24 protein-coding genes are annotated in these 22,875 nt (G+C 51.9%); 11 read left to right on the forward strand and 13 right to left on the reverse strand.

The window, feature by feature from the left end; genetic code table 11:
• The first annotated feature begins 130 nt into the window (after positions 1-130).
• The 4 genes from IB237_RS13665 (at position 131) to IB237_RS13680 (ending at position 3,220) form a co-directional block, all read left to right on the forward strand.
• On the forward strand, positions 131-775 hold the full coding sequence (locus tag IB237_RS13665) for a bifunctional 2-polyprenyl-6-hydroxyphenol methylase/3-demethylubiquinol 3-O-methyltransferase UbiG (RefSeq protein ID WP_192489206.1): 645 nt from the start codon (positions 131-133) through the stop codon (positions 773-775).
• Positions 776-1,067: 292 nt separating this feature from the next.
• Entirely contained in the window at positions 1,068-2,234 is a 1,167-nt protein-coding gene (locus IB237_RS13670; protein WP_192489207.1) for a nucleotide sugar dehydrogenase, read from the forward strand.
• A gap of 60 nt (positions 2,235-2,294) precedes the next feature.
• A complete protein-coding gene (locus tag IB237_RS13675) occupies positions 2,295-2,741 on the forward strand; it encodes a hypothetical protein (RefSeq protein WP_192489208.1) in 447 nt (148 codons plus the stop codon).
• Positions 2,738-3,220: a glycosyltransferase gene (locus tag IB237_RS13680; RefSeq protein ID WP_192489209.1), complete on the forward strand. Its 483-nt coding sequence runs from the start codon at positions 2,738-2,740 to the stop codon at positions 3,218-3,220. The genes IB237_RS13675 and IB237_RS13680 overlap by 4 nt, the downstream gene beginning before the upstream one ends.
• Positions 3,221-3,267: 47 nt before the next feature.
• Here the strand turns inward: IB237_RS13680 and IB237_RS13685 are convergent, their stop codons facing one another.
• Both IB237_RS13685 and alkB read right to left on the reverse strand, forming a co-directional pair.
• Positions 3,268-4,224, reverse strand: coding sequence for an NAD(P)-dependent oxidoreductase (locus IB237_RS13685; RefSeq protein WP_192489210.1), 957 nt, complete (start codon positions 4,222-4,224; stop codon positions 3,268-3,270).
• Between the two features lie 165 nt (positions 4,225-4,389).
• The gene (alkB, locus tag IB237_RS13690) at positions 4,390-5,040 is read right to left on the reverse strand and encodes a DNA oxidative demethylase AlkB (protein WP_192489444.1); all 651 of its coding nucleotides are present in this window, start codon (positions 5,038-5,040) and stop codon (positions 4,390-4,392) included.
• 286 nt (positions 5,041-5,326) lie between these two features.
• Here alkB and IB237_RS13695 point away from each other — a divergent pair, with 286 nt between their 5' ends.
• The 5 genes from IB237_RS13695 (at position 5,327) to dps (ending at position 9,636) form a co-directional block, all read left to right on the forward strand.
• Positions 5,327-6,256 carry a siderophore ABC transporter substrate-binding protein gene (locus IB237_RS13695; RefSeq protein ID WP_371815317.1) on the forward strand — a complete coding sequence of 310 codons (930 nt, stop codon included), beginning with the start codon at positions 5,327-5,329 and terminating at the stop codon, positions 6,254-6,256.
• 70 nt (positions 6,257-6,326) lie between these two features.
• Entirely contained in the window at positions 6,327-7,289 is a 963-nt protein-coding gene (locus IB237_RS13700) for an ABC transporter permease (protein WP_192489212.1), read from the forward strand.
• Positions 7,279-8,247, forward strand: coding sequence for an iron chelate uptake ABC transporter family permease subunit (locus IB237_RS13705; RefSeq protein WP_192489213.1), 969 nt, complete (start codon positions 7,279-7,281; stop codon positions 8,245-8,247). Before IB237_RS13700 ends, IB237_RS13705 begins: the two co-directional genes overlap by 11 nt.
• Positions 8,244-9,002, forward strand: a complete 759-nt coding sequence (locus IB237_RS13710; RefSeq protein ID WP_192489214.1) for an ABC transporter ATP-binding protein — start codon at positions 8,244-8,246, stop codon at positions 9,000-9,002. The genes IB237_RS13705 and IB237_RS13710 overlap by 4 nt, the downstream gene beginning before the upstream one ends.
• A 112-nt stretch (positions 9,003-9,114) precedes the next feature.
• On the forward strand, positions 9,115-9,636 hold the full coding sequence (dps, locus tag IB237_RS13715) for a DNA starvation/stationary phase protection protein Dps (RefSeq protein ID WP_192489445.1): 522 nt from the start codon (positions 9,115-9,117) through the stop codon (positions 9,634-9,636).
• 54 nt (positions 9,637-9,690) lie between these two features.
• Here the strand turns inward: dps and IB237_RS13720 are convergent, their stop codons facing one another.
• The gene (locus IB237_RS13720) at positions 9,691-11,121 is read right to left on the reverse strand and encodes a mannose-1-phosphate guanylyltransferase/mannose-6-phosphate isomerase (RefSeq protein WP_192489215.1); all 1,431 of its coding nucleotides are present in this window, start codon (positions 11,119-11,121) and stop codon (positions 9,691-9,693) included.
• 206 nt (positions 11,122-11,327) lie between these two features.
• Between IB237_RS13720 and IB237_RS13725 the strand changes: the two genes are divergently transcribed.
• On the forward strand, positions 11,328-12,521 hold the full coding sequence (locus IB237_RS13725) for an AGE family epimerase/isomerase (protein ID WP_192489216.1): 1,194 nt from the start codon (positions 11,328-11,330) through the stop codon (positions 12,519-12,521).
• 75 nt (positions 12,522-12,596) lie between these two features.
• Here IB237_RS13725 and IB237_RS13730 read toward each other — a convergent pair whose 3' ends face one another.
• The 7 genes from IB237_RS13730 to IB237_RS13760 form a co-directional block, all read right to left on the reverse strand.
• Positions 12,597-13,877 carry a TRAP transporter large permease gene (locus IB237_RS13730; RefSeq protein WP_192489217.1) on the reverse strand — a complete coding sequence of 427 codons (1,281 nt, stop codon included), beginning with the start codon at positions 13,875-13,877 and terminating at the stop codon, positions 12,597-12,599.
• The gene (locus tag IB237_RS13735) at positions 13,878-14,399 is read right to left on the reverse strand and encodes a TRAP transporter small permease (protein WP_192489218.1); all 522 of its coding nucleotides are present in this window, start codon (positions 14,397-14,399) and stop codon (positions 13,878-13,880) included.
• Positions 14,400-14,484: 85 nt separating this feature from the next.
• The gene (locus IB237_RS13740) at positions 14,485-15,462 is read right to left on the reverse strand and encodes a TRAP transporter substrate-binding protein (protein WP_192489219.1); all 978 of its coding nucleotides are present in this window, start codon (positions 15,460-15,462) and stop codon (positions 14,485-14,487) included.
• 147 nt (positions 15,463-15,609) lie between these two features.
• Positions 15,610-16,485, reverse strand: a complete 876-nt coding sequence (locus IB237_RS13745) for an amidohydrolase family protein (RefSeq protein ID WP_192489220.1) — start codon at positions 16,483-16,485, stop codon at positions 15,610-15,612.
• Between the two features lies 1 nt (position 16,486).
• Complete coding sequence (locus tag IB237_RS13750) at positions 16,487-17,623, reverse strand: mandelate racemase/muconate lactonizing enzyme family protein (protein WP_192489221.1); 1,137 nt, start codon at positions 17,621-17,623, stop codon at positions 16,487-16,489.
• Positions 17,620-18,531 (reverse strand): 5-dehydro-4-deoxyglucarate dehydratase, encoded by a 912-nt coding sequence (kdgD, locus tag IB237_RS13755; protein ID WP_192489222.1) that lies wholly within the window; start codon positions 18,529-18,531, stop codon positions 17,620-17,622. The genes IB237_RS13750 and kdgD overlap by 4 nt, the downstream gene beginning before the upstream one ends.
• A gap of 69 nt (positions 18,532-18,600) precedes the next feature.
• Positions 18,601-19,341, reverse strand: a complete 741-nt coding sequence (locus tag IB237_RS13760) for a FadR/GntR family transcriptional regulator (RefSeq protein WP_192489223.1) — start codon at positions 19,339-19,341, stop codon at positions 18,601-18,603.
• Between the two features lie 191 nt (positions 19,342-19,532).
• Here IB237_RS13760 and IB237_RS13765 point away from each other — a divergent pair, with 191 nt between their 5' ends.
• Complete coding sequence (locus IB237_RS13765) at positions 19,533-20,333, forward strand: NAD(P)-dependent oxidoreductase (protein ID WP_192489224.1); 801 nt, start codon at positions 19,533-19,535, stop codon at positions 20,331-20,333.
• 27 nt (positions 20,334-20,360) lie between these two features.
• Here the strand turns inward: IB237_RS13765 and IB237_RS13770 are convergent, their stop codons facing one another.
• Genes IB237_RS13770 through IB237_RS13780 form a run of 3 tightly spaced genes read right to left on the reverse strand, consistent with a single transcriptional unit; the run spans position 20,361 to position 22,851 of the window.
• Entirely contained in the window at positions 20,361-20,987 is a 627-nt protein-coding gene (locus IB237_RS13770; RefSeq protein WP_192489225.1) for a nucleoside triphosphate hydrolase, read from the reverse strand.
• Positions 20,984-21,766, reverse strand: a complete 783-nt coding sequence (locus IB237_RS13775) for an ATP-binding cassette domain-containing protein (RefSeq protein WP_192489226.1) — start codon at positions 21,764-21,766, stop codon at positions 20,984-20,986. Before IB237_RS13775 ends, IB237_RS13770 begins: the two co-directional genes overlap by 4 nt.
• On the reverse strand, positions 21,766-22,851 hold the full coding sequence (locus IB237_RS13780) for an ABC transporter permease (protein ID WP_192489227.1): 1,086 nt from the start codon (positions 22,849-22,851) through the stop codon (positions 21,766-21,768). Before IB237_RS13780 ends, IB237_RS13775 begins: the two co-directional genes overlap by 1 nt.
• Positions 22,852-22,875: the final 24 nt, after the last annotated feature.

The raw sequence follows: 22,875 nt of genomic DNA on the forward strand, positions 1-22,875 counted from the left end.
TGTTAGCAAAAATAGGTTCGGTTAGGTTCACTGGAGGCATGTGGAAAACATTTCTCTAAGATTAAATGCCTTTGACCAAACGACCAGCAAGAGGAATCCTAGCTCGTGTAGTTAAGCGGGAGATTCGCGAATGACGGCGGTATTGACGCGGAGTGAAAACCACCAGGATTTGGCGCATGATTATCACCATGCAAAACCTAACCGGTCTCTGACATACCTGCTCCCGGCAATACTTAAAGGCCTCGAAAAAAACAGATCTGTTCGTCGGATCTTCGAAATTGGATGCGGGACGGGGGATCTCGCTAACTTGCTGACCAGAAAAGGTTATCATGTCCTCGCAAGCGACCCTTCCACCTCAGCAATCGCTAGTGCCCGGTTGCGGTTCCCCGAGCAATCGTTTGAAGAGGCCTCGGCTTATGATGATCTCAGTGCTCGTTTTGGAAGTTGGGATGCGGTCGTGTCAACGGAGGTCATTGAACATCTTTATCGTCCAAAAATCTTCGCCCAAACTGCATTTCATCTTCTTGCAAGTAACGGTACATTGATAATCTCAACACCATATCATGGATATTGGAAAAATCTCGCCTTGGCACTGTCTGGCAAAATGGATGATCATTTCATGGCATTGCGAGATCACGGACACATTAAATTTTGGTCCGAGAAAACAATTACAAAATTACTTTCGGATGCAGGATTCAATTCAATCGAAATTAGTCGTGCTGGCCGCATCCCTGCGCTAGCGAAATCTATGGTGATCGTCGCTCGGAAACCATAACGACCTCACCAGATGACGCTTCATTTCTGACCTATTTGGATGCGACAAAGTTGTATAATTTTACGTTTTGCGCCTTGGCGCTCTAATAAAAATAAACCATCGCAGAGGATCCAACTCCGTTATGATGAACCATATTTCAATGTTTTGGCACGGAACTGTTCAGCGAAATCAGTTCAAAAAACCAGCAAGATTGACAAATCCCCCTCAGTAAGTGAATATTATCCTTATTGATTAGGGCCTATTAGCGTCGCAGCAAGCGATTTTTTACTTACTCATTTACGAAGTTTTTTACATGAAAATTGCAGTAGCCGGACTTGGTTATGTTGGGTTGTCCAACGCCGTTCTCATCGCTCAGAATCACGAAGTCGTAGCCATTGACCTCGTTCAACAGCGCGTTGATCTTGTTGCCGCGCGAAAGTCACCGATTGTCGACAGAGATATTGAAGAGTTTCTCTCTACGAAAGAACTTAATCTGTCGGCCACAACCGACAGCGTGGAAGCGTATACAGACGCGGATTTCGTCATCGTTGCGACACCGACGAACTATGACCCGCTTACGAACTACTTCAACACAACAGCCGTCCAGTCTGCTGTGAATGCCGTTCTCGCAGTCAATCGGAAGGCATGTATTGTCATCAAATCAACCATCCCTGTTGGTTTCACAGAGGCGCTAAGGGAACAGACCGGTTACGCCAATATCATCTTCTCGCCAGAGTTCCTGCGCGAAGGTAAAGCACTTTATGACAACCTGCATCCGTCGCGCATTATCGTTGGCGACAAGTCAGATGCGGCCAAAGCTTTTGCAGACCTGTTGCTTGAAGGCGCGGTCAAGAAAGATGTGCCAGTCCTGTTTACCGGCGCAAGCGAGGCGGAAGCGATCAAGCTTTTCGCAAATACATACCTTGCCATGCGCGTTGCGTATTTCAATGAGGTTGACACGTATGCGGCTTCACGCGGGTTAGCTACCCGCGAAATTATCGATGGCGTTTGCCTAGACCCGCGCATTGGCAACCATTACAACAATCCCTCCTTCGGTTATGGTGGCTACTGCCTGCCGAAGGATACCAAACAGTTGCTGGCCAACTACAGCGAAGTACCTCAATCGCTCATCCGCGCTATCGTTGACTCGAATTCCACGCGAAAGGATTTCATCTCCGAGAGCATTCAGCGGCTGGGTCCAAAAGTAGTGGGCGTTTACCGTCTCACCATGAAGGTTGGCTCTGATAACTTCCGTGACTCTTCCGTTCAGGGTGTAATGAAGCGTATCAAATCCAAGGGTATCGAGGTTGTGGTTTACGAACCCAGCTACCATGAAAATGAATTTTTCCGTTCAAGAGTTATACAAGACCTCGAAGAATTTAAATCTTACAGCGACGTCATTCTTGCCAATCGCATCACGCCAGAAATCGCTGACGTGACCCCCAAAATTTATACGCGCGACATCTTTGGTGTTGACTGAGCCGCGCCTGATGCGTTCGCGCATCAGGACTTTTTTACGGCAGCATTCGTGAGGTTATCGATGAAAAAGAATATTCTTGCAGTTGCATCGAGCGGCGGGCACTGGCAGCAGTTGCTCCTTGTTTCTGAAGCCTTCGAAGATATGTCACCTGTGTTCGTGACAACGAAAGAAGAACTGCTGCTCCAAGCGGGTAAGCAAGGTCGCGTGGTCAATGATTGCAATCGCAATCAACCACTCCTGTTGCTGAAGTGCTTCATTGAGTGCGCGAAGATCGTGTTTACCGTTCGCCCAAAAGTTATCGTTTCGACTGGTGCTGCCCCAGGTATTATCTGCATGGCTTTTGGCAAGCTCATCGGTGCAAAAGCTATCTGGATCGATAGCTTTGCCAACGTTGAACAGCTCTCAATGTCCGGAAAGCTCGCTCGCTATATTTCAGATACCTGGCTTACCCAATGGGAGCATTTAAGCGATAACCAGGGACCAACCTACAAAGGGGCCTTGTTATGATTGTCGTGACAGTCGGCACACAACTCCCCTTCGATCGCCTCATAAAGATGATCGACGAAATTGCCCCGTCCCTAGACGAAGAAATTTTTGCGCAGGTGGGCGTCAGCACCTACCAGCCGCAGAATATGCAGTTCAGCGCGACCGTAGACCCAATCGACTTCGATAGAAAGCTGAAAGAGTGCTCGGTCATCATTGCCCATGCGGGCATTGGTACTGTGCTAAAGGCTTATAAATACGCGAAACCGATTATTCTTGTTCCGCGTCTGTCATCAATGGGCGAACATCGTAATGATCACCAACTCGCGACGGTGTCGCAGCTTCGCCAACGTCCGGGCATATACATTGCCGAAACGCAGGAAGAGCTTTCGGATCTGTTGAACCAATCTCTGGAAGTGGTCAAATCCACAGAAGATACTAAGGTAAGTCAGCTTCGTTTAAAAACATACGTTCGCGAAACGATCCTCAAAATGATCGCTTAAAATGAAAAAAGCTCTCTAGGGAGCTTTTTCTTTTTAGCTTGTAGCGATCAATCAAACTTACTGCTGCTGTCCTTGTTCCATCGGTCAAACGCCGAAGCAAGCATGCCTGTTTTTGATTGCTTCTTTTGCTCAAGCCACTCTGGCATAATGTCTGTAGAACGCACGAGTTTCATGACGCGATCAGGATGAATTCCTAACCCCAGCACCGAGAATGGCTTCAAAAGTGTAGCGGCAACTGACACAGCGATGCGCGGAACCAGAAATGTTTTGGCGTGCTGAAAGTATCCAGCCCTAAATGTTTCTACAATCTGCTCAAGAGTATAGCGATCTGCATAGCAGCCGTTGAACAGAACAAATCGATCCGGCTGCTTCATTGCAAAGTCCAATGTGTCAAGCAAGTCATCGACATAGAAACATGCCTTCACTGTGTCTTTACGGCCGGGATAGACAAAAAATCCTTTACCAAGAAGCTTTGCCATGCGGGTAAAATTGCCGCCCTCCCCGTGCCCAAAGACGACCGCTGGCCGACAGATAACAAGGCGCCGCTGTTCATTTTCATCAGCCCAACTTCGCTGAATTCGTTCAGCCATTAGCTTAGACCGCCCATACGCAGATTCGGGCGCTGGTTCAGACGTTTCTCTTTTCGTTTCCTCACTTGGTCCATAGACGGAAATTGAGCTCGTAAAGACGATTTCGTTGATGTCGAAACGCCGCGCAAAAGCGGTAATCTCAGCAGCGCCAAGAATATTGGTCTCGTAATACTCGTGGGTTGGGTGACCGGGCGTAGTATGAACAGCAGCCAGATTATAAATGCGCTTAATATCGCCACCTACCTCCAAGCTAGAGAGGTCGCGAACATCTGCAGACCGGTAATCAACCCCTGCAAGTTTTTCTCTTGGTGGCTTCCGGTCAACAGATATGACGCGATCACCCTGTTTTACGAGACGCCGAATTAAATGTGAGCCGATAAAACCTGATCCGCCAAAAACAATATGCGTTTCCATCCACAAGGTCTTTCTCAAGCAAAGCTATACCTAGCCGTGCGAACATCCATCAACACGAAGGTTCTGATCCGGCATGCGTTCTACAAATAGCTTCAGTTCATTAACTTACAGTGAGTTGGTCGGTAGCTCGGCATGGTGGAGCAATTTTCAAGCTTCCCAGGCCAACTAATACGCCTTGCGGAATGTGAGATTGTATCTGACATTCCCGGTTTTTGGATGATTGCCCTCTTTCAACGTCAGGACACCGTGATAGAACAGGCGTGAGGCGCCGCCCCAGACAACGATATCACCGTGCTCCAGTAGGTATTTTTTGACAGCATCTGTTCGTTTTAGACCGCCGAACTGGAATGTCGCCGGCAGACCGAGCGATATGGAGACGATCGGGTTTTGAAAATCCTTTTCGTCCCGATCCTGATGAAGCGACATGCGTGCACCGGGCTCGTAACGGTTTATCAGGCAGGCGTCGGGTGAAAAACCTTCGTATCCTGCCTCCGCCGCTGCCTGTTCGGCAAGTTCGCGAAAAACATCAGGCATGTCAGGCCACGGCTGTCCCGTCTCCGGATCATTTTCCTGATATCGATAACCTCGACGATCCGTAACCCAACCTGCCCTACCGCAGTTGGTCATAGCAACCGACATAGAAAAGCCGCCAGGCGTCAGCATTTTGCGAAACGGCGCGCGGTGGGAAATCTGGCGCACCCCATCCAATAACTTGTCCTCCACGTCAAGCGCCCGTTGACGTAGCAATACGGCCCCTTCTGCCAACTCCTGCCGAGACGGTTCTGGTGATTTCATCTCCGCAAATAAATCATCCATCATCAGAGCCTCCTGTGCTTGTTTTGCCTTGAAAGAGATACGCCATATTGTCGCACGTAACAGAGGTTATTCGCACCCATTTCATGCGCAAATCCTATTTTTTCGTCCGTTTAACAACCTGCCTGTCCATCAAGCAAATTAACACCAGAGAAATTTAGAATCGTTCTGAAATAGGTTTTTTGACATCGTAAACCTGCGCAATTAAAGATGACAGAAGATATCATATTAATATCCAACCACGCTCAAATGTGGCTTTCTTCATTACGGGACGACAAAGGAAATGTCAGTGAACTTCAAGCCCCTTCACCCTGCCCGCCTGTTTGCTGTCGCCGCTTTCGGGTTCGGCGCCCTCACAGCAAACGCTCAAGACATCAGCATCAAGCATGGTCAGGGAGAGACTGTCCTCAAGGGCGTTCCCCAGAAGGTTTTGGTTCTCGACATCCCGTCACTGGACACCATGGATGCTTTGGGCGTTGAGCCCGCGGGTGTCCTGGCCTCCAACCTGCCAGCATATCTTTCCAAATATTCCGATGCCAAATATTTGAAGGTTGGAACGCTTTTTGAGCCGGATTATGAAGCAATCAATGCGGCAGAAGCAGATCTTGCCATCGTTGGTGGCCGCTCTCGCGCCAAATATCCAGAAGTCTCTGCAATCGTCCCAGCACTTGATATGTCTGTCGATGCCCAAAACTACATTGCTAGCACCAAAACCAATATCCTGACCCTAGGTAAAGTGTTTGGTAAGGATGCTGAAGCTGCAAAACTTGATGCGACAATCGACGAAAAAATTGCCGCCCTCAAGGCTGTGGCTGCTGACGCCGGCACAGCAATGATCCTTGTGACGAATGCGGGCAAAGTTGGCGCTTATGGCCCTAACTCACGGGTCGGCTGGCTGCACAAAGAAGTTGGCTTCAAGACGGTTGCAGAAGACATTGACGACCGTTTCCACGGTGGTGACATCGTATCGTTCGAGTATCTCCTTGAAGCAAATCCTGATTGGCTGTTCGTCGTAGACCGCGACGCTGGTGTGGGCAACAGTGGCGGTGATGCATCCCAAAAGGTTCTCGACAACGAACTGGTTCACCAAACCACAGCATGGAAAAAAGGCCAGATCGTCTATCTGGACCCACAGGCCGCCTACATTGTCAGCAGCGGCTATACAGCCCTAACAATGCTGATCGATCAGGTTTACAAGGCAGTGTCCGAAAAAAAGTAATTCCAGGCAATTCATTTCCGCTCCCGATGACCAATGCCATCGGGAGCATTCGCGCATTTAGGACACTACGTTGAAATATCTGGCTCTAGCCCTGCTCGCAGCCCTAATGTTGGCCGTCACCAGCCTTTTCATCGGGGTCAGCAATGTGTCACTTTCGACATTGATGTCGTCGGATACGGAAGCGCGCGCCGTCCAAGTACTGGTCGTCAGCCGCATCCCCCGTACGCTCGCCCTTATACTTGCCGGCAGCTCCATGGCAATTGCCGGGCTTATAATGCAAATGCTGGTTCGCAATCGCTTCGTTGAGCCATCGACAGCGGGGACAATCGAATCCGCCAGCCTCGGCCTTCTGACTGTTACTCTTTTTGCACCGCAAACTCCCATTTTTGGTAAGATGCTGGTGGCGGCGGCATTTGCAATGGCAGGAACCGCGCTCTTCTTGCGGATCCTGCGGGAAATTCCCCTGCGTGACGTGCTGCTTGTCCCGCTCATTGGCATTATGCTTGGGGGCATCATCAGCGCGATAACAGCATTTTTTGCTTACCGCTACGAACTCACCCAATCCCTTTTGGCATGGACAACAGGTGACTTTTCCGGCGTTTTGCGTGGACGTTATGAATTGCTGTGGATTGGCTTTTGTTTTGCTATCGCTGCCTATCTAGCAGCAGACAGATTTACCGTGGCCGGCATGGGCCGTGACTTCACAACCAATCTTGGCCTCAATTACCGCCGCGTGGTGACATTCGGTCTGGTCATTGTGTCCCTGGTTTCAGCCGTCGTCGTGGTCACAGTGGGCATGATCCCATTTCTTGGGCTCATTGTGCCCAACATCGTCAGCCTGATGATTGGAGATAACATGCGCCGTTCCGTGCCATGGGTTGCGACCCTTGGCGCAATCTTTGTGCTGTCTTGCGATATTGTCGGCAGGACAATCCGTGCACCGTACGAAATTCCGATTGGCACTGTGGTCGGGGTCGTTGGTAGCGCTTTATTCCTTTATCTTCTGCTCCGGAAGCGTGACCATGCCCACTGATCTGCAGCAGAAACGCCCCATCATTATCCTGGTGGTCCTCTCCGCCCTGGCAATTGTCGCCATCATCGCCTTCATGACACTTGGTGCCAAGGGAAGCTGGGCATTCGTTCTCAAATTCCGCGGCATAAAATTGGCGGCACTTTTGCTGGTTGCCTATGCGATTGCGGTCTCGACAGTCATGTTCCAAACGGTGACCAACAATCGCATTCTGACACCAGCAGTCATGGGGTTCGATGCACTATTTGTGCTGGTGCACACATTCATGGTCTTTGCCTTCGGTTCTTCCGAAGTGCTTTTGATCGATCCTCGTTTGCGATTTATCGGTGAAACACTGCTGCTGGTGGTTTTTGCCGGCATTCTTTTCCGCTGGTTGTTCTCTGGCGGCGAACGCAGCCTGCACCTGTTGGTGCTGGTCGGAATAATCTTCGGCGTGCTGTTTCGCAGCCTGTCCAGTTTCATGCAACGAGTGCTGGACCCAAATGAATTCATGGTGTTGCAGGACACGTTGTTCGCCAGCTTCAATAGCATTGATACAACGTTGTTGGCTATTTCCGCTGCTATTGTTGCATTGGCCAGCCTCGCTGGTCTGCGACTGTTTCACACCTTTGACGTCCTGTCGTTAGGAAGGCCTGCAGCGATAAGTCTGGGCGTCGCGCATAAACGTGTTGTCACCGCTCTTCTTGTGCTCATTTCCATTATGGTTGCAGTGTCCACCGCCCTTGTCGGCCCGGTGATGTTTTTTGGGCTGCTTATTGCAGCCCTTGCACATTACTTCACCGACTCGGGCAAACATCGCCATGTGCTGCCAGCTGCGATCTTGATTGGCATCATCTGCCTTGTCGGTGGACAGGTGATCCTGGAACGGGTCTTCGCGTTCGACACCGCACTTTCAATCGTCATCGAGTTTCTCGGTGGCATCGTCTTTATTGTTCTCATTCTCAAACGGGGTGCTCGATGATCGTCACCAACGGCATCAGCAAGGCATACGGCAACTCTTTGGTTGTCGATGATGTTTCCATCACAATTCCGGTCGGAGGTTTGACCTCGATTATCGGTCCCAACGGTGCGGGAAAATCGACACTACTTTCCATTATCGCGCGCCTGATGGCTATGGATAAGGGAACGGTTACCGTTGACGGCATGGACGTGACGACAACGCAAAGCGACCAGCTTGCCCGTCGTCTTTCCATATTACGACAGGACAATCATATTTCATCACGCCTTACCGTGCTCGATCTGGTGAAATTCGGCAGATATCCCTATTCCAAGGGACGTCCGACTGTCGAAGACAAGGTGCATGTCGATCAGGCAATGCAATATCTCAACCTTGAACCTCTTGCAGACCGCTTTCTCGATGAGCTATCTGGCGGTCAACGTCAACGCGCATTTGTCGCAATGGTTCTGTGCCAGTACACCGATTATGTGCTGCTGGACGAGCCCTTGAACAACCTTGATATGAAACATGCCAGCGCTATGATGAAAATATTGCGCAAGGCCGCCGACGACTTGAAAAAGACCGTGGTGCTGGTGCTGCACGATATCAACTTCGCCTCCTGGTACTCCGACCATATCATTGCGATGCGCGACGGAAAGGTGTGGGGCACTGGAACGGTAAATGACATTATCAACACCGATGCGCTAAGAGAGATTTACGATATGCAAATCGCCATTCATGAGATCAACGGGCGACGCATCGGATTGTTTTATGAATGATCGTCCGTCGCGATAGATCATGTATTTTTTAATAATTTCATGGTTTTCAAACCGCGCCTTCAGACAGGACGGAACCTAGTCGGATCCATAAAAGTTTTGAACGAGGCCAGTTCTGACTGCCAGTAAAGAGAGAAGGAAGACAGACGTGAAAACCCATAAGACCAAAAATGACTTGCCATCGAATGCCAAGACAACAGTAAGCGCATTGTTGAATGAGGCACTTGCTTCGATCATTGATCTGGCACTGGCAACCAAGCAGGCACACTGGAACCTTAAGGGCCCACAGTTCATAGCCGTTCACGAGATGCTGGACGGTTTCCGTACTCAGCTTGATGACCACGGCGACACGATTGCTGAAAGAGTTGTGCAATTGGGCGGCACAGCACTTGGCAGCCTGCAGGCTGTTTCCTCAGCAACAAAACTTGCTGCGTACCCCACGCACATTTACCCCGTGCACGACCATCTTCAAGCGCTGATTGAACGTTATGGCGATGTTGCCAACATGGTTCGTAAAGCCATTGATGAAGCTGATGAAGCCGGTGATGCAAACACCGCCGATATTTTCACGGCCGCGTCGCGCGATCTGGACAAGGCCTTGTGGTTCTTGGAAGCTCATGTTCAGGAAAAGAACTGACACACGTTCCCATAATCAAAAAAGCCCCGGCAAAACCGGGGCTTTTTTCGTCACTCAATCTCGTTTGTAGTCGTCTTCGACACGAATAATATCATCCTCGCCGAGATAGCCACCAGTACGTACCTCGATAATCTCGAGCGCAATGCGGCCCTCATTGGCGATGCGGTGTAGCGCACCAATTGGGATGTAGATAGATTGGTTTTCGGTTAGTAGCAGGGTTTCCGAGCTGATCGTCACACTGGCCGTGCCCTTAACAACGATGAGATGCTCAGAGCGATGCATGTGCTTTTGCAAGGAAGTCCGAGTGCCGGGATCAAGCATGGTTCGACGCACACCAAACCGTTCGCCGTCATCCATGCTCTCCACATATCCCCACGGACGGTAGGCACGGGTGTGAACTTCCGTTTCAACATTCCGGCCTTCGGCCTTCAGCTGCTCAACGAGGCCTTTCACAGCCTGTGTCTTGTTTTTCGGCACAACCAGAACCGCATCCTTGGTTGAGACGACAACAAGATCCTTTGCACCGACAACTGTCGTCATCAGACCGTGCGAATGCACAAGGCATCCTTCGGAATCGACAATGAGACCATTGCCTTCAATTGCGTTGTCACCTTGCTGCTTGTCGGCAACCTCCCAGATTGCGTCCCAACTGCCAATATCGGACCAACGGAAATGACCGCGCACCACCGCCATGCGTTTGGTTTTTTCAATCACCGCGTAATCAATTGAGTTTTTAGGAGATGCCTCAAAGCTTTCCTGATCCAGACGGACAAAACCAAGGTCCTGTTTTGAAAGGTCGACGGCCTTTTCAACAGCGTCCAGAATCTCAGGGGAGAATGCGCGTAATTCCGCAATCATCACGTCGGAGCGGAAGAGGAAGTTACCTGAATTCCACAGATATCCCTTTTGCAGATAACTGACCGCCGTCTCAGCATTCGGCTTCTCGACAAAGGCTTCGACGATGCGCAGATCTTCGTTATCGGAAAACAACTCACCGGGATTGATGTAACCGTAGGCGGTACGAGGTTCAGTCGGAACCAGACCGAAGACAACAATGTTGCCTTGTTTTGCGGCTTCACATCCCAGTTTCACCGCATCAGAAAACAGCCCATCGTCCAGCACAACGTGGTCGGCGGCCAACGCCAAAACCAACGAACCTGCTGAGCGCCGTTCGGCCATGACGGCTGCAACCGCCATCGCCGCCGCACTATCGCGTCGTGCAGGCTCCAAAACCACTGTGGTCGGCACCTCAACATCTTCTGCCTGACGCTTGGCGAAAAACCGAAAGTCCTCGTTGGTGATGACAAGCGGCGACGCATAAAGCTCGGGATTTGAGACGCGTTTCAAAGTCTGCTGATAAGTGGAAAGATTACCAACCAATGGCTGAAACTGTTTAGGCAATTGATCACGTGAGACTGGCCATAACCTTGACCCCGAACCTCCTGCGAGAAGCACCGGGGTAATTTTATCCGTCATATCACTCATACCAATCAGCCCATTCTAAAACTATTTTGAACATATACCCTAAATGCATACACGTAATAAATGTTCACCAGGAAAACTTTGGGGTCAAGACAAACGGTTATCCCCCGAGTAAACTCCAAACATGAACTGCATAAAAATTAAGCGATGAACCAACCTTGATATTGATGCATTATGATGACATGAGGCACGAGATCGGAAGGATAGATATGACCTTATCGTCACCGGCGAGCCGGGTGAATACACTTGAAAACAGGGTTTCTGAACTGCGTCGATGGCTCGACGAGGATGCCTTGCCATTGTGGATCAAAACGGGTCTAGCAGCAGATGGTCGTGGCTTCCATGAGCGCATTGGTCAAGACGGAATTCCGATATTCAGTGACGACAGGCGTTCGCGTGTTCAACCGCGACAGACTTATTGTTTTGCTGCTGCCGGGCACTCTGGATGGACTGGCCCTTGGCAATCAGCCGTTGAGCAGGGTGTCGCTTGGTTTGATAAAACCTATCGGTTGGAAAGCGGCCTTTATGGCAATCTCGCCTCGGCAGATGGCCAGTTGATTGATCCAACATTTGACCTGTACAATCAGGCTTTTGCACTTTTTGCCTGTGCAGAGCTTTCTATCGCAGTGCCTGAAAAGAAAGCGGAAATGCGCGCCAAAGCGCTGTCCATACTGGATGCTCTGAAAAGAGAGTATAAACATCCTGTCGCTGGTTTCGAGGAAGCCAATCCGCCGCGACAGCCCCTTGGTTCCAATCCCCACATGCATCTGTTCGAGACAATGCAGGCCTGGGAAAAGGTCGATCCGACCGGACCTTGGATGGAATTGTCTGACGAGATCGCCGCGCTTGCAATGAACCATTTCATTGACGCAGACAGCGGTGTCCTGCGTGAATTTTTCGATCACGATTGGCAGCCAATGCCAGGAGATGCAGGAAAGGTGGTCGAACCGGGACATCAATTCGAATGGGCATGGCTTCTGGTTCGTTATGGCTCTTCACGGCACTCGCCGGAGGCAATTCAAAAGGCAAAACGACTGTTCGAAATTGCCGAAACGCACGGGGTTTGCCCAGATCGCAAGATCGTCATAATGGGCCTGAAGGACGACTTCACCGTGAGGGACAGCCTGGCACGGTTGTGGCCACAGACCGAATGGCTGAAGGCGTCATTGCAACTAGCACTCAATTCAACCGGCGACGAACGGCAACGATACCTGGCCTCCAGTTCAAAAGCATTGGATGCGCTTCATCCGTTTCTGCAAACACCCATCAAAGGCCTTTGGTACGACAAGTGGACCAAGGACGGCGGCATGATTGATGAACCCGCACCAGCCAGCACATTTTATCATATTGTCTGTGCAATCCACGAAGCTGGTGACGTTTTAAAGCGTATCGATAAAAGCTGATAAAACTAGACCATCAAAAAACAAAAACCGCCGAAAGCCATGCCTCCGGCGGTTTTTTCTTGATATTTCAATCCGTTACTTAAAGAGGCTTGGCAGCCAGAGCGACAGCGCTGGAATATAGGTTACCGCCAGCAGCACCAGAACGCTCGCGCCGAAGAACGGCCAGATCGTTCGCATCGCCTCTCGTATCGATATTCCTCCGACAGCACATCCGACAAACAGCACTGTACCAACAGGTGGCGTGTTGAGACCGATACCGGCATTGAGGATCATCACAACGCCAAAATGTACGGGATCGATGCCAAAGGCTTTCACAACTGGCAGCAAGACCGGTGTGGAGATGATCACCATCGGTGCCATGTCCATGAATGTACCAAGCAACAGCAGAATGATGTTGATGACAAGCAAAACGATGATCGGGTTATCCGAGATCGCACTGATGGCACTGATCATAAGGGTCTGCACCTGAAGAAAAGCCATTAACCAACCAAATGCAGCGGCTGTACCGATAACCAGCAACACCATGGCAGTCGTACGCACGGCCCCCATCACCGCCTCAACAAAACCTTCCCAGTTCAGCTCGCGGTAGACCAACATTGCAACCAGAAAGGCGTAGAGCACCGCAATGCACGAACTTTCCGTTGCGGTAAAAACACCGGACCGAACACCACCAAAGATAATGCCGATCAACAGGATGCCCGGAAACGAAGCAAGCAAGTAATAAAACAGCTTGGAAAAGCCCGGAAACGGCTCAGATGGATAACCCTTTCGACGTGCAACAATATAGGCGGTTACCATCAAGGCAGCTGCAAGCAGGAAACCCGGAATAATCCCTGCAGTAAACAAATCTGCGACCGAGACATTACCGCCAGCGGCGATCGAATAAAGGATCATGTTGTGCGATGGCGGAATCATCAGCGCAATGATCGCCGCATTGACGGTGACGTTGACGGCGTAATCCTTGTCATAACCACGTGCAGCCATCTGAGGGATCATCAGACCACCCACAGCCGATGCGTCAGCAACTGCGGAACCAGAAATACCGCCGAACAATGTTGACGCCACAATGTTGACCTGCCCTAGCCCTCCACGCATGTGACCGACAAGGCCTGCCGCGAACCGTATGAGACGATGTGCAATACCGCCGCGCACCATCAGGTCACCCGCAAAGATGAAAAACGGAATAGCCATCATGGCAAACACGCTCATGCCCGAATTCATTTGCTGGAAGATAACAACCGGCGGAAGCCCCATATAGAGAACGGTGGCAAGGGAAGCGATGCCGAGGCAAAATGCGATAGGTGTGCCGATCAACATTAACAGGGTAAAGACCCCGAAAAGAATAGTGTATGCCATTTACGCAGCCTCCTGCACGATCACATCCGCCGCAATTTCCTCGCCAAGAGCAACATCAATGAATCGCTCAGTGCCAAAGAGTGCAATAAGAAAACCACCACCGATCAGCGGGAAAAAGTCCACACCGCCAGGCCATCCCAGAACCGGAATCGTCGCCGTCCATGTGCCCATGCAAAGCTGCACACCGTAAAAGGTCATCGCCGCCCCAAAGAAGACAATGAGACCAAGACTGATCATATCCATTATTTTCTGGATGCCGGGTCTCATCATGTAGCGAATGATATCCAGCCCAAGATGTACGCTTTCACGCACGCCAACAGCTGCCCCAAGCATGATGAACCAGGCCATAAGATGAATGGACAAAGGTTCGGACCAACTTGGGGAATCATTCAATATGTAGCGGCTGAAAACCTGCCAGCCAATAATCAGCGTCATAATAACCATGCCGACGCCAGCGACATAAAGCGATGCACGATTGAGCGCACCAAGACCGGGGCGTATCGCCCTCATAAAATTTCGCATGTTCCCGTCCTCCACAACTCCAGCCCATGCAGCTGGAGATAAAAAAAGACCGGCTCAATAATGAGCCGGTCCTTCGTGTAACTGTTCACTTGACCGCCTGAACGCGCTCCAGAAGATCTTTCATCTTCGGATCGGTTACGAACTTGTCGTAAACCGGCTTCATAACGGCAGCGAATTCCTCCTTATTGACTTTGATGACATTGACGCCACCGGCACGAACTTTTTCTTCGGAAGCCTTTTCACGAGCACTCCAAAGTTCGCGCATTTTGCCAACAGAATCCTTGGCAGCCTGACGAACAAGCGTCTGATCTTCAGGCGACAGCTTGTCCCAGGACACCTTGGATATAACGAGGATTTCAGGGTTCAGAGAGTGTTCAGTAAGAGTGTAGTTCTTGGCCACTTCGAAGTGACGGGCGGATTCGTACGAAGGCCAGTTGTTTTCCGCGCCATCGACAACGCCGGTTTCCAGCGACGAATAAACTTCGCCCATAGGCATCGGTGTCGGGTTGGCACCAAACGCTTGCATCATCGCGATCCAAAGGTCGGATTGCTGAACGCGAATTTTCAGGCCCTTGAGGTCGTCGAGTTTTTCGATTGGCTTTTTGGTGGTGTAGAAAGACCGCGCCCCGGAATCATAAAATGCCAGACCAATCAAACCATGGGGTTCGAAGGCAGCCAGCACCTCATCACCAATCGGACCGTCCACCGTGTTGTGCATATGCTCGGTGGAGCGGAACAGGAATGGTAGACCCAAAACGGTCGTTTCCTTGACCAGGTTATTGAAGGGAGCCGCGTTAACGCGGTTCATGTCGATGACGCCGAAGCGGGTCTGTTCGATGGTGTCTTTTTCGCCGCCAAGTACAGCGTTGTTCATGACCTGTATTTTAATGCGGCCATTGGTGCGCTCAGAAAGCAGCTCACCCATATATTTGACGGCTTCGACCGTCGGGTAGCCATCCGGATGGATATCAGCAGAACGCAAGTTAATCTCCTGCGCCTGCGCAGAAACACTGCCAAGGGCCATGCCCATGGCAACGCAAAGCATGCCAGCAATCTTTTTCATTATTAGTCCTCCTCCGTTAAAACGGCCCGACCTTCCCCAGGTCCCGGGTCCGCTGTCGTCCTGCCCGTTCGGGCGGGTATGCAATGCCTTTCATTCGCTGGGCACAATGCGCGGGAGCCTCCACTCCCCCGGCGCATGCGGTTAAACTTATGCCGCTGTAAATGCAGGCAGATTAAAGAGAGTCTCAGGGTTGGAAACCAACGCAAGCCTGCGGGCGGCATCGTCAGCAAACCAGCCAAGGACGGTGTCAGCCAAAGCCGCATCGTCAGGATAATCAGCAGTTGTTTTCGCCAGATTGTGTGGCCAGTTCGTGCCCCAGACGATGCGCTCAGGCGCAAAGGCCGCAATCTCACGCGCAACAGCAGCAACATCCTCATAGTCAGGACCAGCGCTTTTGGCGGATTCGTAAACACCTGCAAATTTAAACCAGCAATTACCCGTATCGATCAGACGCTTCAGCACATCGATCTGAGGGCTTTGCGGTGTCACGCCACAAAAGAACTTGCCATGATGATCAAGCACCCAGCGGGATTTCAAACGCGACAGGCGTTCTTCGTGATCCCCAATGTTACTGCCATCGAACTGCACGGCAACCATCCAGTTGCGCGCCGATGCCCGGGCATCCACATCTTCCAGTGCCTCAAGACCAACCGCACCGCCAGGCAGATCCATTATACGTGCGCCAACAACGCCGGCGTCTGCCAGCGCATCGAGATCACGATCATTTGTATCAGCTGAAATCACCGCAACGCCGCGCGCCACCTCGCCCATTTCTGAGAGGCAAGCGACGAGATTGCCATTGTCACGCTGGTGAGCATTGCCTTGGGTAATGATGACGCGATCGATACCGATCCATTTCATGAAGCTGCGATATTGCTCAGCGTCCGGCAGAGTACCCGCTGGCAAATCAGGGCCGCCCGGCAAAGCCGGAAAACCTGGCAGATACATATGCATCTGCGTATCCACTGCGCCTTTGGGCAATGTAATTTTCGGAGCGGGGCCAGAGAGGGTCCTGACAACCATATCAAGCCTCCTTCAGGCGGAATTCCGCCAGCGCATCACGGTTTATCTCTATGCCAAGGCCGGGCGCATTCGGTATGGAAACCACACCGTTGACATGCTCCAGCGGTGTCTTGACTATAGCCTGACGATAAGGATTGTCGGTGCGATCAAACTCAAGGATAGGCTCAACAGGGTTTGTGCGAACAGGGTCTGGCACCATTGATGCCATGAACTGCAAGGCCGCAGCAATCTGTACCGCAGTTCCCCAGACATGCGGCACCACGCGCACGCCATGAATGGACGCAAAATCCGCAACGCGGCGGGCCTCTGTAAAACCACCCACGCCACAAAGATCAGGCTGAATAATATCGACCGCTCGGGTTTCAAGCGGCTCCTTCATACCCCAGCGACTATGCCATGTCTCACCACCGGCAACCGGAATGGGCTGCTTGGCGCGCACCTCACGGTAGGCAGCCAGTTGCTCCGGCACAACGGGTTCTTCAAACCAGTCGATATTGTATTCAGCCGCCTTACGGCCGAGTTCAATGGCTTCAAGAACACCATAACCATGGTTGGCATCAATCATCAGCCGCATATCCGGGCCGATCGCCTCGCGCACGGCGCGAATGACCTGAAGGTCTTCGGCGACACCAAAACCGATCTTGATCTTGCTGGCGTGAAAACCTTCTGCACGGTAGCGGGCGGCTTCCTTCGCGTTGTCCTCAACACGATTGACGCCATCGCGTTTGAAGCTGCCCGTGGCATACGCACGGACAGATTCACGAAAACGACCACCCAGCAATGTGGAAACGGGAACACCGAAGTGCTTGCCCTTGATATCCCAAAGCGCGATATCGATGCCGGAAAGCGCGGTCAGTGTAAGACCACGCTGCCCCTGGTCGCGAAGCGCATTGTAGAGCTTCGCCCAGATCTTTTCCGTTTCCAGCGGGTTTTCGCCAATCAGCCAGCCCGCATAGGTTTCGACCACGGCAGCATTTGCTTTCGCAGGGCCAAGGCATTCGCCCCAGCCAATGGTGCCATCGTCACAAACGATCTCTACCAGAACATGCAGGCGACGATCGAAGCGCATGGAAGCACTTTCGAAAGGAACCGAAAGACGATGTTCAAGCAGATGTGCGCGGACTGCTGTTATTTTCATGCGCTGCGCTTCCAAGTACCGATGAGCTTGTCGAGGATTGCTTCTTCTTCCTTGGTCAGATCATCAAGCGGCGGACGAACCTTGCCCGCATCGAAGCCCTGGAGGCGAACACCGGCCTTAACAGCGGAAACCGCATAACCCTTGCGGCGGCTGCGCAAAGCCATGAACGGGTAGAAGAAGTCTTTGAGAATAGTTTCACACTTTGTGCGATCACCCGCACGCAGAGCATTGTAGAACTCCATAGCCAGACCGGGCACGAAGTTAAACACGGCAGAAGAGTAGGTTGTGAAACCAGCGCCCAGATAAGCTTCGGCGAACAGTTCGGCGGTCGGCATGCCACCAAGATACGTCAGACGGTCACCCATCGTTGCACTCACCTGACGAACGAGACCAATATCGCCAGTACCGTCCTTGAAACCAACCAGGTTCGGGCACTCATCACACAGACGCTTCAACGTGTCAGCCTGAAGAACGGAATTGTCGCGGTTGTAAACCATTACGCCAATACCGATGGACTGGCAGACGCGCTTTACGTGCTGGTAAAGACCTTCCTGTGGCGCATCAATCAGATAATGCGGCAGAAGGAGAATGCCGTCAGCGCCCGCCTTTTCAACGGAACGCGCCAGATCGATGGCCATTTCCGTGCCGTAACCACAACCAGAAACGATCGCAGTCTTACCAGACGCTTCCTTGGCTGCGCGGACAATGTCGGGAATTTCAGACGGAGCCAGCGAGAAAAATTCGCCCGTACCGCCAGCAGCAAAAAGCACAGGAGCGTCATAACCAGCCAGCCATTCAACGTGACGACGATAGCTTTCAGCCTGGAATTTGCCTTGTGCATCAAAGTGCGTGACGGGGAACGACAATAGGCCCGAGCCAAGCGCGACCTTGATTTCTTGCGGATTCATCACTGATTTCCTTTTCTACGTACTCAGTTAACTTGTCATACGTCTAGGTCGGAAAAGTGTCAATAGTTATCATACATGTTTTCGCTGCTCGCGCAGCAACGCCCTGTACCGAGCCTGGCTACCGCGCAAATGAGCGCGCATCGCTTCTCTCGCCGCATCCTCATCACCATTGGAAATAGCCACAACGATTCGATCATGTTCCTTATCAAGAAGCTTGATATAGGCCGCTTGATCAGCTTCGGACTCGTCACTGCTTAGCGCCGCACGCGGAATGGCATTGCGGCCAATCATCGTCAAAAACTCCGGAAACCTCGAATTGTTGGCAGCCTCAGCGATAGCAATATGCAACGCGAAATCCGCCTCAGAACTGGATGTACCGGCATCAAGACAGGCACGAACGGCGTGATGACATTCAAAAATTACTTCTTCCTGCGCGGGCGAGCGACGAAGCGCTGCTAAGCCGGCAGCCTCAACCTCAACCGCCGTACGCAATTCAAGCAACTCAATCATTGAAGAAACGCGAGCTGGATCAACAGCATGCAAGGAAAGGAGACTATCGTTAGCGACAGGCGTCGTCAGAACGAATACGCCAGCTCCTCGCCTCGCCTCGACCAGTTTATCAGCGCGCAAGGCAGCGATCGCCTCTCGTACAACGGTGCGGCTTACGCCATGCGCCTCAACGAGCTGCGCCTCACTGGGCAATTTTGTGCCGGGAGGAAACTGCCCTGCGGCGATTGCCTGGCGCAGATTTTCACCCAGCCGCTCCGTCAACGTGCCCGCACCACCTTCTATTCTGGTCTGCGTGTTCATCCCCGCCTCTTTCCCTATCCCGTTCATGCAAATGCCAATTTCCGGGTTGGCTATCACAGAAATTACGCAGAACCCACACCTTACCAATCACACTGGTTGACCACACCATATCAAGATGTATGATAACTTAAAAGCCATATTACATTAAATCATTATACAGCCTGTGAGGGCTGGCGACGGGAGGAAGAATTTTGAAGCGACTTCTGGTAACGGGAGCAGCCGGTGGGCTTGGACGCGCCATGCGCGACAGATTCTCCAAAATGGCAGACGAAGTGCGTCTTTCCGATATCGTCGAGATACAAGGTTCGCTGGCGGCCAACGAGACCTTCGTGCGTTGCGACCTTGCTGACGCAGCAGCGGTACACACATTGGTGCAAGGATGCGACGGTATCATTCATCTTGGCGGCATTTCAGTTGAGGATAAGTTCTCAAAAATACTGAACGCCAATCTGCTTGGTCTCTACAATCTCTATGAGGCGGCACGCGCCAACGGTCAGCCACGCATTATCTTTGCAAGCTCCAACCACACCATCGGATTTTATCGCCAGGACCAGCATATCGACGCCAGCGCACCAATGCGCCCGGATGGGCTTTACGGTGTGTCAAAATGCTTTGGGGAAGCGCTCGCCCGAATGTATTTTGAAAAATTCGGACAGGAGACTGCCCTTGTGCGCATCGGCAGCTGCGTCGAGAAACCGGTCAATTACCGGATGCTGTCGAGCTGGATGTCCTATGATGATTTCGCATCATTGATCAATTGTGCGTTCCGCGCGCCGCTGCTCGGTTGCCCGATCATATGGGGCGTTTCCAACAATGACAGTCGTTGGTGGGACAATTCTCAAGCGGAGTATCTGGGCTGGCGCCCAAAGGACAACGCGGAAATTTACCGTGCCGAGTTGGAAAAAACCTTACCTCGTCCCGGCACCGACGAACCGTTATCGCTTTATCAAGGCGGTCAGTTCGTCAAGGACCCGATTTTTACAGAAGACTAAGCTACGGAAAGCCACCTTTCCCGCATCTCACAACTCGATTGTCTCGACCCGCAAATCTGCGGGTCTTGAATTTCTGATCACTCGCTCGCCATTGGGCAGGTCATTGCCGTAAAGCTTGTGAGCAATGCCGTCGGCGTCCATACCAATGTCCGTCCAACGCTGGGTCAACCGTTCAGTCAGGACATCGGCATCAGGACCGATAAATATCGTGTAATCAAAGCAGCCATCGAGCCTGGCCCACGGACCTTCGTTCAACAGCAGGTAATTGCCTTCCACCAGAATGAAACGCGTGTCTGCGGCGATCGCCCGAGCAGAGGCAATGGCAATTTCCCGTGACCGGTCAAACACCGGCACAAGCACTTCCTGATCAGCTTTGTGAACTGCAGCAATAATGTCCAGGAAGCCCCTGACATCAAAGGTTTCCGGCGCTCCTTTGCGCGGTAAAAGTCCACGCCTCTCCAGCAGTCCGTTGTCCAGATGGAAGCCATCCATCGGCAGAATTTCCGCACTGAGTCCTTTTTCCAAAAGACGCTCACGCAGTGCCTCAGACACGGTTGACTTGCCGGCAGCCGGCGGTCCCGCAATGGCGATAATGAAACGCGGGCGTTCAGCCGCGCGTTTCATGATGTCTGCAACCAGATCTTCCAGTCTCATGCGGCAACTACATCCTTTGGTGCTTCTCTTGCACCCGTCATGAATGCCACAGCATCCGACATTGAATAATCCTTCGGTTTGATAACACACAACCGCCGTCCAAGCCGGTGGATGTGAATGCGATCTGCCACCTCGAACACATGCGGCATGTTATGTGAAATCAGCACGATCGGAAGCCCTCTGGATCGAACTTCCTGAATAAGCTCCAGGACACGCCGGCTTTCCTTTACACCGAGTGCTGCAGTCGGCTCATCAAGAATGATAACTTTTGAGCCAAATGCTGCAGCACGGGCCACGGCAACACCCTGACGCTGACCGCCGGACAACGTCTCTACCGCCTGATTGATGTTCTGAATCGTCATCAAACCAAGCTCGGAGAGCTTTTCCCGTGAGAACTTCTCCATGGCTGGACGATCGAGTGTGCGCAACAGACTGCCACGCAAACCGGGCTTTCTGATCTCGCGACCGAGGAACATGTTGTCGGCGATAGACAAGGCCGGAGACAGCGCGAGGTTCTGATACACGGTTTCGATACCAGCCTTGCGCGCCTCGATTGGCGAGCGAAATTGAACCGGCTGGCCGTGCAGCCGAATTTCACCTTCATCCGGTGTGATGGCGCCGGAAAGCGCCTTGATCAGTGAGGACTTTCCCGCGCCGTTGTCACCAATCACCGCCAGAATTTCGCCGGGATAGAGGTCAAAGTCTGCGTTATCGAGAGCGGTGACGCGGCCATAACGTTTAACAATACCGCGGGCTGTGAGAATGGGTTCGTTCGACATCAGCCAGCTACCTTTCTGATCCATTGGTCAATAGCAACGGCGGCGATAATCAGCACACCGATGAGAAGGTAAGTCCATTGCGGATCCGTGCCGATAAGACGCAGACCAAGTGAAAACACACCCACGATAAGAGCACCGAACAACATGCCAAGAATTGACCCACGCCCACCAAACAGTGACAGGCCACCAATAACCACCGCCGTGATGGATTCGATGTTGGCAAACTGACCGGCTGTCGGGGAAACCGAGCCGATACGTCCAATCAACGCCCATCCGGCAAGTGCACAGATAACACCAGACAAAGTGTAGACCGAAATGAGCATGCGCTTGACGTTAACACCCGCAAGTTCTGCAGCCTCGGGGTCGTCACCAACAGCATAAACGTGTCGGCCCCAAGCCGTGTGGTTAAGCACATACCAGAGCAGAGCAACCAGCAGGACCATGACGATCACGCCATAGGTGAATACCGCATTGCCCATGCGCACACTCTGGCCAAAAAACTGTAATATCGGCGCATTCTGAGAAATATCCTGCGCACGGATCGTTTCGTTCGCGGAATAGAGGAAGTTTGCAGCCAACACGATCTGCCACATGCCAAGCGTTACGATAAATGGTGGCAGACGCATGCGGGAAACAAGGAAACCATTGATGTAACCGCAAAGGGCACCGACTGCAAAACCACAGGCAATGGAGAGTGTGGGCGGCAGGCCGTAGCGGAACGTGAATTGCCCCATAATGACCGAGGACAACACCATGATGGCACCAACGGAGAGGTCAATACCGGCCGTCAGGATGACCAGCGACTGAGCGGCACCGACGATACCGACGATCGCAACCTGCTGCAAAATCAGGGTTAGTGAAAAGGCCGAGAAAAATTTACCACCCAACAGCATACCAAACACTGCCAGCGACATGACCAGCACGATCAAGGGCACAGCCGCAGGGCTGGAATGCAGGAAGTGCTGAAATTTTTCGATGGGTGTTTTGTCGTGTGTATCGAACGCGGCAAGCTGCGCAGAACTGCCCGTCAGAACTTTTTCGAATTCATTGTGCGGTTGGGCACGTGTTGTTGATTGGTCGTCCATACCACTCCTCCCCGGTCGTCCGTA

This window comes from Agrobacterium sp. AGB01 (assembly GCF_014851585.1).
In the GTDB taxonomy this organism is placed as follows: Bacteria; Pseudomonadota; Alphaproteobacteria; order Rhizobiales; family Rhizobiaceae; genus Agrobacterium.